The sequence below is a fragment of the Kribbella sp. VKM Ac-2568 genome (assembly GCF_004345365.1).
Lineage (GTDB): Bacteria > Actinomycetota > Actinomycetes > Propionibacteriales > Kribbellaceae > Kribbella > Kribbella orskensis.
Genome location: NZ_SLVF01000024.1, coordinates 50945 through 69058, shown reverse-complemented (window position 1 = coordinate 69058; position 18114 = coordinate 50945). Strand labels below are relative to the sequence as shown.

15 protein-coding genes, 1 tRNA gene and 1 pseudogene are annotated in these 18114 nt (G+C 68.3%); 7 read left to right on the top strand and 10 right to left on the bottom strand.

Annotated elements, in window-relative coordinates; all coding sequences use genetic code 11:
* Nucleotides 1-289 precede the first annotated feature (289 nt).
* The 3 genes from EV648_RS41510 to EV648_RS41500 form a co-directional block, all read right to left on the bottom strand.
* A tRNA-His gene (locus EV648_RS41510) sits at nucleotides 290-362 on the bottom strand.
* A gap of 58 nt (nucleotides 363-420) precedes the next feature.
* Nucleotides 421-1029, bottom strand: coding sequence for an oligoribonuclease (gene orn / locus EV648_RS41505; RefSeq protein ID WP_132301836.1), 609 nt, complete (start codon nucleotides 1027-1029; stop codon nucleotides 421-423).
* Nucleotides 1030-1134: 105 nt separating this feature from the next.
* On the bottom strand, nucleotides 1135-2052 hold the full coding sequence (locus tag EV648_RS41500) for a bifunctional 2-polyprenyl-6-hydroxyphenol methylase/3-demethylubiquinol 3-O-methyltransferase UbiG (RefSeq protein WP_132301834.1): 918 nt from the start codon (nucleotides 2050-2052) through the stop codon (nucleotides 1135-1137).
* Between the two features lie 200 nt (nucleotides 2053-2252).
* Between EV648_RS41500 and EV648_RS41495 the strand changes: the two genes are divergently transcribed.
* From EV648_RS41495 to EV648_RS41485, 3 genes are all read left to right on the top strand, one after another.
* A complete protein-coding gene (locus EV648_RS41495; protein ID WP_132301832.1) occupies nucleotides 2253-5483 on the top strand; it encodes a tetratricopeptide repeat protein in 3231 nt (1076 codons plus the stop codon).
* A 33-nt stretch (nucleotides 5484-5516) separates the two neighbouring features.
* Nucleotides 5517-5867: a M23 family metallopeptidase gene (locus tag EV648_RS41490; RefSeq protein WP_132301830.1), complete on the top strand. Its 351-nt coding sequence runs from the start codon at nucleotides 5517-5519 to the stop codon at nucleotides 5865-5867.
* Between the two features lie 100 nt (nucleotides 5868-5967).
* Nucleotides 5968-6459, top strand: a complete 492-nt coding sequence (locus tag EV648_RS41485; RefSeq protein ID WP_132301828.1) for a GNAT family N-acetyltransferase — start codon at nucleotides 5968-5970, stop codon at nucleotides 6457-6459.
* Between the two features lie 55 nt (nucleotides 6460-6514).
* Here EV648_RS41485 and EV648_RS41480 read toward each other — a convergent pair whose 3' ends face one another.
* The gene (locus EV648_RS41480) at nucleotides 6515-6718 is read right to left on the bottom strand and encodes a cold-shock protein (protein ID WP_132192535.1); all 204 of its coding nucleotides are present in this window, start codon (nucleotides 6716-6718) and stop codon (nucleotides 6515-6517) included.
* A 255-nt stretch (nucleotides 6719-6973) separates the two neighbouring features.
* Complete coding sequence (locus EV648_RS41475; RefSeq protein ID WP_132301826.1) at nucleotides 6974-8377, bottom strand: MFS transporter; 1404 nt, start codon at nucleotides 8375-8377, stop codon at nucleotides 6974-6976.
* Nucleotides 8378-8423: 46 nt separating this feature from the next.
* Here EV648_RS41475 and EV648_RS41470 point away from each other — a divergent pair, with 46 nt between their 5' ends.
* The 4 genes and pseudogenes from EV648_RS41470 to EV648_RS41455 all read left to right on the top strand — a co-directional run bounded on the left by EV648_RS41470 (nucleotide 8424) and on the right by EV648_RS41455 (nucleotide 11550).
* Complete coding sequence (locus tag EV648_RS41470; protein ID WP_132301824.1) at nucleotides 8424-8861, top strand: MarR family winged helix-turn-helix transcriptional regulator; 438 nt, start codon at nucleotides 8424-8426, stop codon at nucleotides 8859-8861.
* 444 nt (nucleotides 8862-9305) lie between these two features.
* Entirely contained in the window at nucleotides 9306-10118 is an 813-nt protein-coding gene (locus tag EV648_RS41465) for a hydroxypyruvate isomerase family protein (RefSeq protein ID WP_132301822.1), read from the top strand.
* A 31-nt stretch (nucleotides 10119-10149) separates the two neighbouring features.
* Nucleotides 10150-10443, top strand: a pseudogene (locus EV648_RS41460) (thiamine pyrophosphate-binding protein); the annotation flags it as partial.
* 45 nt (nucleotides 10444-10488) lie between these two features.
* Entirely contained in the window at nucleotides 10489-11550 is a 1062-nt protein-coding gene (locus EV648_RS41455; protein ID WP_132301820.1) for a 2-dehydropantoate 2-reductase, read from the top strand.
* A 70-nt stretch (nucleotides 11551-11620) separates the two neighbouring features.
* Here EV648_RS41455 and EV648_RS41450 read toward each other — a convergent pair whose 3' ends face one another.
* Genes EV648_RS41450 through EV648_RS41430 form a run of 5 tightly spaced genes read right to left on the bottom strand, consistent with a single transcriptional unit; the run spans nucleotide 11621 to nucleotide 18055 of the window.
* A complete protein-coding gene (locus tag EV648_RS41450; protein ID WP_132301818.1) occupies nucleotides 11621-13363 on the bottom strand; it encodes a beta-galactosidase family protein in 1743 nt (580 codons plus the stop codon).
* A 45-nt stretch (nucleotides 13364-13408) separates the two neighbouring features.
* Nucleotides 13409-14761, bottom strand: coding sequence for a sugar ABC transporter substrate-binding protein (locus EV648_RS41445; RefSeq protein WP_132301816.1), 1353 nt, complete (start codon nucleotides 14759-14761; stop codon nucleotides 13409-13411).
* A gap of 29 nt (nucleotides 14762-14790) precedes the next feature.
* Nucleotides 14791-16209, bottom strand: a complete 1419-nt coding sequence (locus tag EV648_RS41440; protein WP_132301814.1) for a ricin-type beta-trefoil lectin domain protein — start codon at nucleotides 16207-16209, stop codon at nucleotides 14791-14793.
* Nucleotides 16210-16253: 44 nt separating this feature from the next.
* The gene (locus EV648_RS41435; protein ID WP_199235145.1) at nucleotides 16254-17120 is read right to left on the bottom strand and encodes a carbohydrate ABC transporter permease; all 867 of its coding nucleotides are present in this window, start codon (nucleotides 17118-17120) and stop codon (nucleotides 16254-16256) included.
* Nucleotides 17117-18055, bottom strand: a complete 939-nt coding sequence (locus EV648_RS41430; RefSeq protein ID WP_241996116.1) for a carbohydrate ABC transporter permease — start codon at nucleotides 18053-18055, stop codon at nucleotides 17117-17119. The genes EV648_RS41435 and EV648_RS41430 overlap by 4 nt, the downstream gene beginning before the upstream one ends.
* Nucleotides 18056-18114: the final 59 nt, after the last annotated feature.

Sequence of the window (18114 nt, the reverse complement as noted above, 5' to 3'; positions counted from 1 at the left end):
TGAGAGGTCTTCCAAAGGATCACGCGATGACCGCTTTCACACGTCTACGCCACGCCCATCCGGGCCTGCCGTACACCACTCTGCTGGACGCCACTCCGGGCGGCTGCCTCAGCCACAGCAGAGGCCCAGACGACTGCCTCAGCCACAGCAGAGCCGGGCGGCTGCCTCAGCCACAGCAAAGGGGGGTGTGGGGTGGCGAAGCCCCCCGCCTGCGGAGCGAAGCGACGCACAAATAGCGAAGGCGGCCAGGTCCACGCTTTCTGTGGACACAGACCGCCAGTCGCCTTCGGGTGAGTAACGGGACTTGAACCCGCGGCCCCCTGGACCACAACCAGGTGCTCTACCAGCTGAGCTATACCCACCATGTTGCCTTGCCTAGCCGCCCGAATCACTGCGGCTGGGTAATCATAGCGACGATGGTCAGTTACCTGAAATCGGGTCGCTGACCAGGCTCGCGGCCGCCTTCGCGGTGTCGGTGTCGGGCCCGGGCTGAGGCACGAAAACGGTCTGCCGGTAGTAGCGGAGCTCGGCGATGCTCTCGGTGATGTCGGCCAGCGCGCGGTGGTTCCCGTTCTTGGCCGGCGTCGCGTAGTACACCCTCGGGTACCAGCGGCGGACGAGTTCCTTGATCGAGCTGACGTCGACGTTGCGGTAGTGCAGGTGCGACTCGACCTTCGGCATGTCCCGGACCAGGAAGGTGCGGTCGGTGCCGACCGAGTTGCCCGCCAGCGCGGCCTTGCGCGGCTCCTTCACGTACCCGGAGATGAAGTCGAACACCTGCTGCTCGGCCTCGCCCAGCGGGATCCCGTTCGGCAGTTCGGCGAGCAGGCCGGACGCGGTATGCATGTCGCGGACGAAGTCGCCCATCTGTTCCAGCGCGGCCGGTGGGGGCGCGATCACCAGGTCGATTCCCTCGCCGAGCACGTTCAACTCGTAGTCGGTGACGAGCACCGCGACCTCGATCAGGGCGTCGTTCACCAGATCAAGCCCGGTCATCTCACAGTCGATCCACACCAGCCGGTCGTTCATGAGCACCCACCTTACGGCGGCCGGAGGCGACCGGCGCGCCCGGCAGCCTCAACGCCGGGCGTGGCGATCGATTCCGTACTGCGATCCGCCGCCGCGCGCGGGTGGTCAGCCGGGGGCTTGACCGACGTGGATGCTGCGCACCGACAGCGCGGCGAGATCCGTCCGGCGGCCCAGGTACCGCGGGCTGTCGGGGTCGAGCAACTCCTTCCAGACCGCCAGATCCGCCGCCGGCAAGGCCAGCTCGGCCGGCAGCTCGGACGCATGCCCATGACCATGCCCGTGTCCGTGCTCCGGCTCGTGATCCCCAGCACCAGGAGTCAGCCGTTCGATCCGGAGCTGGAACTGGGTGACCACTCGCTCGCGATCCTCGTCGGACAACGGCACCGGCTTCTCGGTCAGCACACTTCGAGTTGTCACCCCGGTCAGCCCCGCCCGCTGCAGAGCGTCCGTCCATCCATACGGCATCGGTATGGTCCCCGGCAGCGCGTCCCGCATCGCGGCGAACCACCGATCCTGCGCAATATCGAGCCGTAGCTCCAGCCCGGGCTCACCGATCCCCAGATCCCAGGGCAGACTCCGCGCCGGCAGCCCACCCTCGGCCAGCGCCAGCCGGCCACCCGGTGCCAGCAGCGAGGCGAGCGCGTCGATCGCGGCCTGCTGGTCGGCCGCATGGTGCACCGAGGCAGATGCCCAGATCAGGTCCGCGGGTGCGCCGATTGCCTCACGCAACGGTTCTGGTCCTTCGTTCATCGACACCAGTTCGCACCGCACGGCACTGCCTGCTGTGTGGTCGCGCGCCTCGTGCAACACGTCTGGGTCGGCATCGATCGCGACCACGCTGCCACCGACCGGCAGCGCCGCCGCGAGCGCCTTCGCCATACCGCCACCCCCGCAGCCGACATCCACGGCCAGCCGATCGGTGGACCGAACCAGGCCCTCGGCAACCATCTCGTTCCACCCGGCCTCGTCGGTGGCGGTAGTCCGCAGCCGCTCAGCCTGCGCCGCCCAATCGATCTCGATCATGCACTCCAGTCTGCCCTGCCACCCGGTTGGGGTGGCTGTTGGCTGGGCGTGGTACGGGCTCGCGGCGGCCACCGGCTCCCGGGTGAGGCGGGACAACCTTCCCGGGTGGGGCGGGGAAGTTCCCGGGGGTTCAGGGGTAGCACTGTTGCGGTGCTGCTGGCCGCGGTGCTGTTCTGTCTAGGGGAGACGGGAGGTGGGGCATGCCAGTTGGCGGGGACCCAGCGTTGTATGGCGCTGTTGTGCGGCCGCGGCTGGTTGCGCTGCTGGATGAGGGGTCTCGGCGACGGCTGCTGACGGTGGTTGCGGACGCTGGGTTCGGCAAGTCGACCCTGCTCGGCTCCTGGGCCGCGGAGCGTCCATGCGCCTGGTACACCGTCCGTGCCGAGGATCGATCCCTAGCAGCGATGGTCACCGGCCTGGTGGAGTCGCTGCGCCGGCAGGTCCCAGCGCTGTCGGAGGTCCTCGCCTCGGAACTCCAAGGACCGCGCGGCCCCGACGCTGACGCCGAGCAGGAAACCAGAGCGCTCGCGTACGCCGCAGTGCTGGCGGATGCGCTCGAGCAGCACCTCGATGGTGACCTGGTTCTCGTCCTGGACGACCTGCACGAGCTCAACCCTGGTGATCCGGCGACCAGGTTGATCGAGGGCCTGGTCCGGATCGCCCCGCCGTCGCTGCACCTCGTGGTGGCATCCCGTACGCCCATGCCGTTCGGGATCGACCGCCTGCGCGGCCGGGGTCAGGTGCTGGAGATCGACGCGACCGCCCTCGCCTTCACAGTGGCGGAGACCCAGGCCGTGCTGCACCTAGTACTGGGTGATGGGTCCGAGGAGCTTGCCGAGCCAGTGCAGGCCGCAGTACAGGGGTGGCCGGCGGCCGTGCGGTTGGCGGTGGAGGCATTGCGGACCGTGCCCGGCTCGGAAAGGCAGAGCCGGTTGCGGCGCGCACTGCGTTCCGACGGGCCCCTGTATGACTACCTGGCGGAGGAGGTCTTCGCTGCCGAACCACCTGCCGTACGGCGGTTGGTCGCGGCGGTCGCGGTGCTCCCCAGGTTCGGGACCGAGTTGTGCCAGGCAATAGGTCTCACGGACAGCGCGGAGATGCTGCAGCAACTATGCACCAGAGGCCTGCTCGTCTCGGCGGGAGATGAAGACGGCTACGAGCTCAACCCGCTGGTCCGGGACTTCGCCAACGACAGGTTGTCAGCGGACGAGGTCGGCATGGACACGCTGGTACTGCAGGCAGGCGAGTGGTTCGAGTCCGTCGGGGATCACCGGGACGCGCTGGCCTGCTACCAAGCGGTGGAGCCGACCCACGTGGCGAGAATGCTCACCGAGCGCGGGCCTGCGATGGTCAGCGGCGGTCTGGCCGAGACGGTGGTCGGCGCGGTCAGCGCGTTGCCCGAGGAACTCCGGGACGCCGCGATGGACCAACTGGAAGGGGAAGCCCGGCAGGTGCTGGGTGACTGGCAGGGTGCGGAGGACTGCTTCGGCCGGATCATCGCGCCCGAAGGTGAGATCCCCGTCGGCATCGCTTGGCGGCTCGGGCTGATCCACCATCTGCGCGGCCGGACGGACATCGCGGTCGCGACGTACCAGCGAGGCAGGATCGACGGACAGCAACCGACCGATGAGGCCCTCCTGCAAGCCTGGTGGGCAGGCGCGCACTGGCTGCGCGGGGAGTTCGACGAGTGTCGCCGGCTCATCGCTGCCGCGGAGGTGTCGGCCAAGGTCTCCGGCGACGACCGCGCGCTCGCGATCGTCCATACAGTGCTGGCGATGCTCGCCGCGGTCGACAGCGATCCCCGGGGGAACGCTTCGCACTACGTCAGAGCCTTGGAGCACGCAGAGCGCGCAGGGGATCTCTTGCAGTCCATCCGGATCCGGGTGAACCGTGCATCGCACCACATCGCCGAGGGCGACTACATACTCGGCCTGGACGAGCTGGAACGCGCACTGGAGCTGGCGGACCGCGCAGGCTTCGCAGTGTTCCGTGCACTGGCTTTGAACAACCGTGGCGAGGCTCTGCTGAGGCTCGGCCGGCTGGACGAGGCCATAGGTGAACTCGAAGCTTCCAGAGCGCTGTACCAAAAGCTGGAGTCGAAGCGGGTCGCCCAACCTCTTGCCGTGCTGGGAGAGGTCTACCGCGAGCGAGGCGACCGGGCGATGGCCCGAGCCTGCTACGAGGAGGCCATCACTATGGCTGAGGACACCAAGGACATGCAGGCGCTTGTGCCGTCGCTGGCCGGCCTGGCTCGAGTGCTAGCGGTCGAGGAGCCGGAGCGCGCTGCAGAGCTCGCCGAGATCGCACGACAGGCCGTTGCCTACGGACCGGTCCCCGGCCTGTCGGGTGCGCTGGTCGCCCTCGGCTGGGTGACGCTGCACGCCGGCAACAAAACAGAGGCAGCAGCCGCAGCCGAGGAATCAGCCGCACTGTGCCGCAAGCGGCGTGACCGGGCCGGCCTGGCCGATGCACTCGAGCTCTACGCGGCGGCCGACGGCGGAGAGGTGCTGCACGAAGTACTGAACATCCGGAACGAGTTGGGCGACCCGCTGGGCCAAGCACGAGCTGAGCTGATGCTTGCGAGGCGTACTACGGGAGCGGAGGGCCGCGAGCTGGCCTTGCGGGCGCACCAGCAGTTCCTGGCTGCCGGAGCGACTCGCTATGCGGCAGCCGCTCTTGCCGCCAGCGAGGAGACAGGGCCCGCTCCGGTGCGCATCGAGTGCCTAGGCGGCTTCCGCGTACTCCGGAACGGCAAGGCCATCCAGCTCGGCGAGTGGCCGTCCAAGAAGGCCCGCGACCTGCTGAAGATCCTGGTGGCTCGTCGTTGTCGTCCAGTCGCCCGTGTGCAGCTCCTGGATCTGCTGTGGCCGGACCAGGGTGAATCGGTCGCTTCGCCCAGACTGTCGGTCGCTCTGTCGACAGTGCGGTCCGTGCTCGACCCCACAAAGCAGTACCCGCCCGACAAGTTCGTCGGTGCCGATCGCGCGACCATCTGGCTCGACGGTGACGAGGCCGCCGTAGACGTCGAGGTGTTCCTCCATGACGCCCGAGCCGGCCTGGACGGCAACAGCCTTCCCCTGCTGCGGGGAGCGGAGGCGGCATACAGCGGTGACTTCTTGGAAGAGGACATATACGCCGACTGGGCCGATGGGATGCGTGAGGAGGCCCGGGCGCTCTACGTCCGGGTTGCCCGCGTACTGGCCGAGCGGACCAAAGGCGATCCCGACGCGGCCGCCGGGTACCTGCTCCGCATCCTCCAGCGCGATCAATACGACGAACGGGCCCACCTCGGCCTGGTGTCGGCGTTCCAGGCGAGTGGTGCCCATGGCGAGGCCAGGCGGGCCTATCGCACCTACGTCCAGCGCATGACGGAGCTCGACGTGGAGCCCGCACCATATCCCGCGTTACAGGCCCGGCCGGTCCGGCTTTAAGACTGTCTGAAGCCGCGGCCTCACTCTTTGGACATGGCAGCACCCGTCCACAACGCGGTGGTCACCTGCGACTTCGGCGTCGCGGGTCACCCAGGCCGTGACTATCGAGCAGGCGCCGGTACGCCGGTCCGGGCCACTCTGGCCGGAGTCGTCGTACGAGTGGCAGCGGATCAGGTCGTGGTGGAGTCGAACGCGATCTGGCACATCTACGACCATCTGGCCGAGCCGGAGGTCCGGCAGGGGGACACGGTCGAGACGGGGGATCGCCTGGGCCTGGCGACCGGGCCACACCTGCACTACGAGGAGCGGGTCACACCGTACCGGGCTGAGGACCGACGCAGCCCGCGCTTCGACCTGCACCCGAACACGAGGCTGCCTGCGTAGCTGGGATGTCACGGACTGCTCGGGGAACTGGGGGATGAGGTGGTCGGGCGGGCCGGCCGTGGGAGGGAGCGGTCGAGCCGCTCGGCGCTACCGTTTGCTGATGATCGCGACCAGGTTCGACACGGAGCGACTCGCACTGCTCCCGCTGCACGTGGAGTACGCCGAGGAGATGGCGAAGGTGCTCGCGGACCCCGGGCTCTACACGTTCACCAGTGGTGAGCCGCCGTCGGCGGAGGTGCTCGAAGGCCGCTACACACGCCAGGTGGCGGGCTCGGGCGATCCGGGGGAGTCCTGGCTCAACTGGGTGATCAGTTCACTGCAGGACGACGAACTCGTCGGCTATGTGCAGGCGACAGTGACAGCCGATGCGGCCGAGATCGCCTGGGTGCTCGGCACGGCCTGGCAGGGCCGGGGCTATGCCAAGGAGGCGGCAATCGGCCTGGTCGCGTGGCTTCGGGCGCAGGGCGCGCGGCGGATCACCGCGCATGTCCACCCGGATCACGCGGCTTCGGCGTCGGTGGCCGCTGCGGCGGGACTCAGCCGGACCGACCAGATCGACGACGGCGAATTCCTCTGGCTGCTGACCACTTGAAAGATCACGCAAAACAGGCCCGGCCGAGAGCGGCCGGGCCTGCTTCGGGAGTCGTTCAGACCGGGCGGACGTTCTCCGCCTGCGGGCCCTTCGGGCCCTGGGTCAGGTCGAACTCGACCTTCTGGTTCTCGTCCAGCGAACGGAAACCGTCCGTCGCGATCGCCGAGTAGTGCACGAACACGTCGGCGCCGCCGCCGTCCTGGGAAATGAAGCCGAAGCCCTTTTCACCGTTGAACCACTTCACTGTTCCGCTGGCCATGATTTTGCTCCTTCTGTGGGGCGGGTAACAGGGCCCGGCGGTCGCCGGTCCCCGGGTTGCCGAACGAGCCCTCCCAGTCGGACCAAGGCCCGGAAATGAGAAAACGCCCTGCGGATCACAAACTCCGCGGGCGTTTCAAAACGAACGTGGAACTGCAAAACTGCAACCGCCGGAAACGGTAGCACATCCCGGCCGGTGACACAGGCGAAGAGCCGGCGAACAACGTGTCGCCACTGCCCGCCCCGCCGCGCCCGGCTACCAGGAGCCGCGGTGGTCCGGGACCAGGAAGGTGAAGGGGACGATCAGCAGCAGCACCGCGGCGAAGATGATGAAGACGTTCGCCTGCGAGGTGCCCGGGGTCGCGCTGTGCGCCAGCACCGTGGTGGTGACGGAGACGGCGATGATGCCGCCCGACTGCCGGAACATCCCGCGCAGCCCGGCGATCGCGGAGATCTGGTCCGGCGCGAGTTGCAGGCTCGCGTTGTTGGAGGCGGGGATCGACAGCCCCATCCCGATCCCGGTCACCCCGGCCGCCACCGCGAGCCAGGCGTACGGCGTCAACCCGTGCGGGGCGGTCGACATCAGCGTCATCCCGGCCGCGACCAGCAGGAACCCGCCGATCATCGGCGCCCGGTAGCCCGTCCGCCGCAGCGCGAACACCGCCAGCCCGGCCACGCAGATCATCCCGACGGCCCTCGCCGTCAGCAACGTTCCCGCCTGCAGCGGCTGGATCCCGTACCGCGACTCGGCGTACAGCGGGACGAGCGCGCCGAACCCGAGCACGGCGGCGCCGTACAGCAGGTTGATCGCGTTCATCACGGCGAAGCCGCGGCCGCGCAGCAGCGTGATCGGGATGAACGGGTCCCTGGCCCGGTTGGTGTGCCGGACGAAGAGGAAGCCGAAGGCCAGCGCGAGCACCTCGGCCCCGATGAACAGCGGGTCGGTCGGATCGGCCCCGCGGCCGCCGAGCGAACTGATCCCGTACATCCCGGACAGGATCGTCAGCGCCAGCAGCAGCGCGCCGACACCGTCGATCCGGGCGGCCGCCTTCGGTGCGCTGTGCGGGATGAACCGCCACGCGAGCAGGATCAGCAGCAGCCCGGCCGGCACGTTGACGATGAAGATCTCCCGCCAGGACCAGTAGGTGACGATCACGCCGCCGACGATCGGGCCGAGGATGCCGCCGATCGGGAAGATGCTGGTGAACATGCCCACCGCGCGGTCGCGGTCCCGGCCGAACTGCTCGGCCACGATGCCGGTCGCGGTCGGCATGAAGGCGCCGCCGCCGATCGCCTGGAACGCGCGGAACACCACCAGCAGGTAGATGTTGTCGGCCAGGCTGCAGGCCAGCGAGGCGATCGTGAAGAGCACCGCGGCGGCGAGGAAGACCCGCTTGCGGCCGAACTGGTCACCGAGCCGGCCGGCCAGCGGCATCACCAGGATCTGGCCGAGGGCGTAGATGGTGATCGTCCAGCCGCTCCAGTTCAGCTCCGCGTTCAGGTCGCTGCGGATGGCATTCAGCGCAGTCGCCACTATGGTCTGATCGATCGAGGCCATCAGGAGGGCGATCGAGACGATGCCGAAGACGATCCGCCGGTGGGCCTGCGGCTCGTCGGCGGCGGGTTCGGCGGTTCTCTCCACAAGCCTTGGCGGTTCCATCGATCGACAGACTACATTGCTTGCCAGCAGGCAATAAAGGGGTGACATGACCGACACCGAGACGTTGAGCAAGCTCCGCGGCGTGATCTCCAAGCTCGCGCGCGAGCTCAACGCCACGGCCACCGGCGAGGGCCTGACACCGACCCAGGCGTCGGTGCTCGGCCTGATCGCGTTCCGCGGCCCGCTCGGCCTGACCGAACTGGCTCAGCTCGAGGGGCTCAACCCGACGATGCTGTCCCGCGTGGTCGGCAAGCTGACCGAGCTCGGCCTGATCCAGCGCGACCCGAACCCGGACGACCTCCGCGCGATCCAGGTCGAGGCCACCGACGCCGGCCGCCAGCTGCATGAGCGGGTCAAGCTCCTCCGCACCGAGGCCATCGGCGCCTGCCTGGACCAACTCCCCAAAGAGTCGGCCCAGACGATCATCGACGCCCTCCCAGCCCTGGAAGAACTAGCCCAGGCGATGCGGGCCACACACCCCTAGGAATGCCCTCCTCCCGGGCCTTCCGGGTCTGGGCCATCCGGCATCAACCACACCGCGGCCTGTACACCCTCGGCACCCATCGAGGGGAGCAGCTGCGGCCCCTCGACCACCGCGGGGATCTCGCCCAGCCGCCGCTCCCGCAGATCCCCCGAGTTGTTCGAGCTCCCGCCGAGCTGTCCGATGGCAGGTTGTCCGCCCGCTGGCGCCCTGCAAGCCGCCAGCGGCCGTGGAACCCGCCAGCCGCGCCCCCCACCTCCCGCCGCCACCCGCCGAGCCGCGCCCGCGCGCACCTACGAGGGAAAGTTCTGGCGAGCGCTGTCGTGGATCGCTTGGAAGGCAAGGGCTATCAAGTCATCGGAAATGTGACCTTGGTCATGTCTTGACCGGTCATGGGCGGCAGCCTACTGTATCCCGTATACCAAGCCCCTCCGGAAGGTGGGACCCATGGAGAGTGCGCCCAGGCTTCGTTATGCCGTCAACTGCTCGATCCTCTTCACCGAGCTACCGCTACTGGAAAGACCCGAGGCCGCCCGTTCCGCCGGATTCGACGCGGTGGAGTTCTGGTGGCCGTTCGACAGCGGACTGCCCGGCGACGCCGAGGTCGACGCGTTCGAACGCGCGATCCGCGACGCCGGCGTCCAGTTGGTCGGACTGAACTTCGCCGCCGGCGACCTGCCCGGCGGGGACCGCGGCCTGGTGTCGTGGCCGCAACGATCGCTGGAGTTCCGCGACAACATCGCGGTGACGCTGGGGATCGGCGAGCGGCTGGAATGCCGCGCCTTCAACGCGTTGTACGGCAACCGCGTCGAGGGTGTCGCCCCGGCCGAGCAGGACGAGCTCGCCGCCGAGAACCTCGCGCTGGCCGCCACCGCGGCCGGCTCCTTCGGCGCGACGGTCCTCGTCGAACCGGTCAGCGGGGCCGACCGCTATCCCTTGCGGACGGCTGCCGACGCGGTGGACGTGATCACCCGGGTGGAACGCGAGTCCGGTGTCACCAGCCTCGGGCTGCTCGCGGACCTCTACCACCTGACCGTCAACGGCGATGACGTCAGCAAGGCGATCACGACGTACGCCGAGCGCATCGCGCACGTGCAGGTCGCCGACGCGCCGGGCCGCAACGAGCCCGGTACCGGCGAGATCCCGATCGATCAGTACCTCGGTGAGTTGCGGGCGGCCGGCTACGACGGCTGGGTCGGGCTGGAGTACAAGCCGAGCGGCCCGAGTGCCGGGAGCTTCGCCTGGCTGCATCGCAACTGACCTGGAGCGCACGGACTGAGAAGGAGCTGGCATGCCACGAATGACTGCCGCCCGCGCGGCGGTGGAGATCCTCCGTCGCGAAGGCATCACCAATCTGTTCGACCTCCCCGGTGCGGCCATCAACCCGTTCTACAACGCCGTGCGGGCGCAGGATGAGCTCAAGCACGTGCTCGCCCGGCACGTCGAGGGCGCCTCGCACATGGCCGAGGGCTACACCCGCGCCAAGGCGGGCAACATCGGTGTCTGCGTCGGTACGTCGGGTCCGGTCGGCACCGACATGATCACCGGCCTGTACTCCGCGTCGGCCGACTCCATCCCGATCCTCCCCGCTCCGACCGTTTCCGGACTCAGGGACTAGGAGGTATCGACGATGAGAGTTGCGGTTCTTGGCGCGGGTGCGATCGGCGCCTATGTCGGCGCGGCGCTGCACCGGGGCGGTACCGAGGTGCACCTGGTTGCCAGAGGCCCCCATCTGGAAGCGATCCGGAAGAACGGCGTACAGGTGCTCAGCCCGCGCGGCGACTGGCTGGCGAAGACGCCCGCCACCGACGACCCGGCGGAGATCGGCCCGGTGGACTTCGTCTTCCTCGGCCTGAAGGCGAACTCGTACGCGTCCTGCGGCCCGTTGATCGAGCCGCTGCTGCACGACAAGACGGCCGTGGTGGCCGCCCAGAACGGCATCCCGTGGTGGTACTTCCACGGGCTGTCCGGTCCGTACGAAGGCCGGCGGATCGAGTCGGTGGACCCGGGTGGTGAGGTGACCCGGGTCCTGCCGCTCGATCGCGCGATCGGCTGCGTCGTCTACTGCTCGACCGAACTGGAGGGGCCGGGGTTGGTCCGGCACCTCGAAGGCACCCGGTTCTCGATCGGTGAACCTGGTGGTGGCCGGTCCGACCGGTGCCTGGAGTTCAGCGAGGCGATGATCGCCGGCGGCCTGAAGTGCCCGGTCGAGGAGGACGTCCGCAACGACATCTGGATCAAGCTGCTGGGCAACGCGGCCTTCAACCCGATCAGCGCCCTCGCCAGGGCCACGATGGTGGAGATCGCCCAGCACTCGGGCACCCGCGCGATGATCCGGCTGATGATGGAGGAGACCCTCGAGATCGCCGCCGCGGTCGGCAGCCACCCGGACATCTCCGTCGACAAACGCATCGACGGCGCCGAACGGGTCGGCGAGCACAAGACCTCGATGCTCCAGGACCTGGAGAAGGACAAACCCCTCGAACTGGACGTCATCCTCGCCGCGGTCGTCGAGCTCGCCGACCTCACCGACACCAAGGCCCCCACCCTCCGAGCCGTCCACGCAGTAGCCGACCTCCTCTCCACCAAGGTCGGTCTAGCCCCCATAGCCCACGCCCCAACGGCCGCCCCGGCCCCGTCCACAGCGGCCCCCGCCGCCGTGGCCCCGGCCGCCTCGTCCCCTCGGGCCTGAGCCAGGTGGGTCCGGAGCCGCGCGTGCCCTGCCAGGCCCCCTCCGGACCCATCTGTTCCAACTACAACCCTCAGAGCTCGAGTGGTCCCAGCGCAGGGCCGCTCACGAAGCACGCGGCGGGGTCGGTCAGGGTGTCCAGTTCCAGGACGACGAGTTCGTTGTGGCCGGCTCGGACGACCGGGCCTGGAACGAAGAGGGTTTCCTGGGGGCCTCGGCGCCAGTAGCGGCCCAGGCAGAAACCGTTGACCCAGGCAAGGCCCTTGCCCCAGGCATCGGTTCGCAGGAAGTGGTCCGCGGACTGGTCCGCTGTGAAGGTGGAGCGCCAGGCCGTGGGTCCAGGACCCGGGTCGTCCGCGCTGACGGAGTCCCACAGCCCCGGGACGAGATCCAGGTCGATCACACAGGCCGACCAGTCCGTCAGCGGCTGCGTGCCGAGGCGAACCGGCCCAACCAGGCCTTTGGACTCACCGATCCGGGGTCCGTAGTTGACCCGACCCTGGTCCTCGACGACGATCTCGAGCCGACCACGTCCACGCGGCAGCATGATCGCCCGATCATGATGCTCCCGGTCGAGGACACCCACCGGGTCACCGTCGAGGAACACGAGTGCCCGGTCCCGCACCTCCCCGACGCTGAGCACGGCTGGACCTTCGACATCGAGGTCCGTGCGGAAGAGAGCCAGCCGGGCTCCGAGGTCATCCAGCGACGGCAAGGATTCGTGGTCGCTCCAGCCACCCCACGGTCCCGGATTCGCCAGCAGCCGGACCGGCTCGCCGAGCGTCACGCAGTACTCCGGCGCCGGTGCGGCCGGACTCGGAACAGCGGCCGGCACCGGCGAGTACCGGGAGATCACCTCCCGGAAAGCGTGGTACTTCGGAGTCGGGTTGCCGGCCTCGTCGAGCGGGGCGTCGTAGTCGTAGGAGGTGACCGTCGGCCGGTAGACGCCCTTGTCGTTCGCCCCGCTGGTGAGCCCGAAGTTCGTGCCGCCGTGGAACATGTAGATGTTCACCGACGCCCCCGAGGCCAGCAGGGTGTCGAGCTCCGCGGCGGTCTCCTCGACCCCGGTCGTGTGGTGCCGCCCGCCCCAGTGATCGAACCACCCGTCCCAGAACTCCATGCACATCAGCGGGCCGGTCGGCTGGTGGTCCCGCAGCGTGCGGAGCCGCTCGCCACTCCGCGACCCGAACGAACCGGTCCGCAGTACGCCGTCCAGGCCACCTGCTTCGAGCATGTCCGGCACCGGTTGATCGACGGTGACCAGTGGCACGGTGATGCCCGCACCGCGAGTGACCTCGACCAGCGCCTTCAAGTAGGTCGGGTCGTCGCCGAACGCGCCGTACTCGTTCTCGACCTGGACGAGCAGGACCGGCCCGCCCTGGTCCACCTGGAGCGGCCGCACGATCCGGAGTACCTGCTGGAGGTACTCCTCGACCGCTGCCAGGTAGCGCCGCTCGTACCGGCGGATGCCGACGCCTGGCTCCCGGAAGAGCCAGGCGGGCAGGCCGCCGTTGTCCCACTCCCCGCAGATGTAGGGACCCGGCCGGACGATGGCATACATGCCGGCCTCGGCGACCTGCCGGAGGAACCGCCCGAGATCGAGCATCCCTTCGGTGTCGAACACGCCACGCTGCGGGCTGTGGGCGTTCCAGGGCACGTAGGTCTCGATGGTGTTGAGCCCCATCAGGCGGGCCTTCTCGATCCGGTCCGCCCAGGACTCCGGGTGCACCCGGAAGTAGTGCAGCGCACCGGACAGGATCCGGAAGGGCTCGCCGTCGAGCAGGAACTCGGACTCACCGATCGTGAAGTCAGACATGCGTCTCTCTCTGCCGAACTGTGGATTTCCGCCGGGTAGGCGGCGTCAGCCGTTGGTCTGGAAGCCCTGCTGGTTCCCGTAGCTCACCAGCGCGTCCTGCCACGCCTTGAGCCCGGGATTCAGGTCGGACTTGGACTGGTAGGCCTTGCCGACGGTGTCACCGAAGATGCTGTTGGCGTAGAGCTGGAAGGGCAGGTAGCTCCAGTCCTTGACCACCGAACCGGCTGCGCCGGTGAGCACCTGGTTGATCTGCTGACCGCCGAAGTACGGGCTCTTCTTGTCGACGAACGCCGGGTCCTTGAGGTCCGCGGTGGTCGACGGGAAGCCGCCGCTCTCCAGGAACGGCTTCACGCCGCCGTCGTGGTTCAGCCAGCGGACGAATCCGGCCGCCAGCGCCGGGTTGGCGCTCTGCTTGAGGACGGACTGGGTGCTGCCGCCGTTCTCCGCGGTGGCCGGCTGCCCGTCGTACGTCGGCAGCGGTGCGACCCGCCACTTCCCGGTGCCGCCCTTGACCGACGACTCGAGCACGCCGGGCATCCAGGCGCCGATGGCGAGCGTCGCGATCGTGCCGTCGCCGAGTGCCTTGAACCACTCGTCCGACCAACCCGGGATGCTTGCCACCAGGCCGCCGGTCACGAGCTGGTTCCAGACCCCGGTCCACTTCTGGGTGCCGGCGTCGGCGAGGTTGATGGTGACTGCCTTGCCGTTGGTGCTGAACGGCTTGCCGCCCGCCTGCCAGATCATGCTGGTGGCGAAGCCCGCGTCGCCGGTGTCGTTGGTGATGAACTTCTTCGGGTCGGCGGCGTGCAGCTTCTTCGCCGCGGCGACGTACTCGTCCCACGTCTTGGGGATCGCGATGCCGTACTTGTCGAAGACTTCCTTGTTGTAGAACAGCGCCATCGGGCCGGAGTCCTGCGGCAGGCCGAAGAGACCGTCGCCGGCGTGTACGGCGGTCCAGGTCGACGGCGTGTAGGCGGAGGCGAAGGTGTCGAAGCCGTACTGACGGAGGTCCACGAGCGAGCCGGGCAACGCGAACTGCGGCAGCGCCTGGTACTCGATCTGCGCGACGTCCGGCGCCCCGGAGCCTGCCTTGATGACGTTCTGCAGCTTGGTGTACTGGTCGTTGCCGGTGCCGGCGTTTACGTAGTTCACCTTGACGTTCGGGTACTCCTTCTCGAACGCCTTCACCTGGGCCTCGGCGGACGGGGTCCAGCTCCAGTAGGTGATCGTTCCGCCCTTCTCCAGAGCGGCGTTCACGGCGTCCGGCGAGGCCTGCGGCTGGTCGCCGCCGCCGGAATCGTCGGAGCCTCCGCACGCGGCGAGCAGAAGCGACGCGGCCGTGACGGCAGCCGTGGCGACGACGAGTCGCCTGAGGCCGCGCCGATGGGTGGTCTTCATGGGTGTTCCTTTCGCTGTTACGAATGTCTTCACGAGCGCAGCCACTGCTGGTTCGCCTGGCCGTTGCAGAGCCAGACGTCGACGGCCGTTCCGTTGCCCGTGCCGGCCCCCGCGGCGTCGAGGCAGAGATCGGGATGGCCGACGCTGCTGACGGACTGGTCCTCGTTGAGTTCCCAGGCCTGGTTGGGTGCGCCGGTGCAGTCGGTGATGATCACCGGGCTACCGGCGCTGACGCCGTCGCCGCCGATGGTCATGCACTTGTTGCTGTAGACGGTGAGTTGCTTGTCGGCCGTCCAGTTCCAGGACTGGTTGCCGCCGCCGTTGCAGTCCCAGAGATCCAGAGCCGTGCCGTTGGTGGTGGAGAACCCCGGTACGTCGACGCAGCGGTTGCTCGCCGCTCCTCGCAGTACCTCTCCTGGCGGAGCCGGCGGCAGGTCGTTCACCGGCTCCTTCTTGAGCAGGCCCCAACCCCACTGCAGCTGGGCCAGACCGGACGAGCTGTTGACCTCGAGATCCCCGTCGCCGACCAGCGTCGTCATGGAGTACGCGTCGCCGGTGCGCAGGCCAGGCCAGTAGACGACACCCATGCCCTGCTCCCGGGCCACCTGGGTGAGAGCTCCGAAGTACGACGTGTAGACGTTGCCCTCGTGGTTGCCATAGTTCAGCCCGGTGGTCATCGGCGCGCCGGCTTCGTCGATGATCGTGCGCCAGCCGTACGAACCGATCCGCGGCCGGAGGTTCGCCAGCCACTCCTGCTCGGTCGTCGCGTCGTCCCAGAAGCCGTAGAAGTGCAGCGACAGCAGGGTGCCCTCCAGTGCGCGGGCCGCGCCGACACCGGTGACGTTGTCGTTGTAGCCCGTTCCGGAGATGACCACCCGACCGCGCGGGACGTCCTTGTGCTGCGCCAACCACGACGACGTCAGGGACACCCATTCATCGAGCGAGTAGCCGAACGGTTCGTTCATCGGCTCGAAGTACACGTGCGGGTTGTTGCGGTAGGCACCGACCACGGTGTTCCACATGGTGTCGAAGGCGCCCTGATCGTCGACCCGGCCGTCCTTGGCGTCGCCGGCCTCCCAGTAGCTGAGGATCACCTTGAACCCTTGCCGGGTGGCCGCGTCGATCGCGCCGCGGTACGACGTCCACCAGTCCGTGCCGACGCTCGACGGGTTGATCGGCATCCGGATCGTGTTCGCCCGCAGCTCGTGGCGGAACTCCTGCACGATGCCCGAGGCGCGGCGGTAGGTGGTCGCGTAGTCGTCGTCGGTGCTCAGCCCTGACGGCACGACCTCGTCCGACGCGTAGTTGTCCCGCGGGTCCGCCCAGTTCACCCCGCGGAAGTCGTTCGTGCCCGACGGGTGGGCCGGTGACGCGGTGGCGGGAAGGGCGGCCGCGCCGGTCACCAGGACGACCGCGGCCACGATGGTTCGCCAGACTGCAGTTCTCATCGGACTCCCTTTCACTGTTCGACGCTGGCTTTTCACTGTTCTTCTCACTGCTTGACGCTGCCCGCGCTCAGGCCGGACTGCCAGAACCGCTGGAGCAGGAGGAAGGCGACGACGAGGGGCACGATGGTCAGCAGCGACCCCGTGATCACCAGGTTGTAGATCGGCCGGGCGCCGACACCGGTGGCCTGGTTGCTCCACTGGGTGAGCCCGACGGTGAGCGGGTAGAGATTCGGCTTGCTGAGCATGATCAGCGGCAGGAAGTAGTTGTTCCAGGTGGACACCACCGCGAACAGCAGCACCGTGACGATGCCTGGGGCAAGCAACCGCAGGGCGACGGTGAAGAAGATCCTGATCTCGCCGGCGCCGTCGATCCGGGCCGCCTCGAGCAGGTCGTGCGGTACGGCGTCCGTCGCGTAGACCCACATCAGGTACAGGCCGAACGGGCTGACCAGCGACGGGATGATGATGGCCCAGACCGTGTTCGTCAGCCCGAGGTTGGAGAACATCAGGAACGTCGGCACGGCCAGCGCGGTCCCTGGCACCGCCACGGCTCCCAGCAGCACGGCGAAGACCGCCCGCCGGCCCGCGAACCTGTACTTCGCCAGCCCGTACCCCGCGGCGGTCGCCAGGAGCGTCGCTCCACCGGCACCGACCACGACGTACAGCAGGGTGTTGCCGAGCCAGCGCAGGAAGATGCCGTCGTTGTAGGTCAGCGTGTCGCTGATGTTGCCGAACAAGGCGAAGGACTTCCCGAACCACAGCCCGGGGCTCGACAGGAGATCGTCCTGCGTCTTGGTCGCGCTCAGGAACAGCCAGAGCAGCGGCACGAGCGTGTAGACCAGGTAGAGGAGCATCAACCCGGTCAGCAGCGGTGACCGCCTGGGCCGCAGCGGCGACGTCGTGGTACTCACAGCGCCTCCCGCGAGCCACGCAGCTGGACGACGTACGCGATCACTGCCGTGATGACGCCCATCACGATGGCGACGGTGGCGGAGTAGTTGAACTGCTGGCCCGCGAAGGACAGGTTGTAGGCGTACATGTTCGGTGTGAAGTACGTCGTGATCACGTTCGGCGCCAGCGTCCGCAGGATGTTCGGCTCGTTGAACAGCTGGAAACTGCCGATGATCGAGAAGATGGTGGCGATCACGATCGCGCCGCGCAGGGCGGGCAACTTGACCGCCAGGATGGTCCGGACCGTTCCCGCGCCGTCGATCGCGGCGGCCTCGTAGAGTTCCTCGGGCACGGTCCGCAGCGCCGAGTAGAAGATGAGCATGTTGTAGCCCACGAACTCCCAGGTCACGATGTTCGCGATCGAGGGCAGCATCCAGGACTTGCTGAGCGGCTGGATCGCGGTGCTCCCGAGCAGGTCGTTCAGGTCGGCCGCCAGCCCGAAGTTGTTGCCGTAGATGTAGCCCCACATCAAGACGGCGACGACCCCCGGGACGGCGTACGGCAGGAAGATCACGATCCGGAAGAAGCTCGAGGCGTGCAGCCGCGCGCTGTCGATCGCGAGGGCGGCCAGCAGGGCGAGCACGAGCATGACCGGCACCTGGACGACCAGGAACAGCAGCACTCGCAGGAACGCCTCCCAGAACTTGGAGTCGCGCACCACCTCGGCGTAGTTGTCCAGCCCGACGAAGGTGTTGCCGCCGAAGAAGGCCTGCTCGCGGAACAGGCTGAGGTAGATCGCGTACCCGATCGGCGCCAGGAAGGTCAGCGCGAACACGGCCAGGAACGGCCCGACGAAGATCCAGCCCTTCGTGTCGCGGTGCAACCAGCCACGCCGCGGGCGCAGTACAGCGGACTCGGCCATCTGCCCGTCGACCTCCGATGTTAACGTCAACATGATCGCCAGGACGCTAACGTGTTTACGTCAACATGTCTATAGTTCAGCGGAGACCCCTG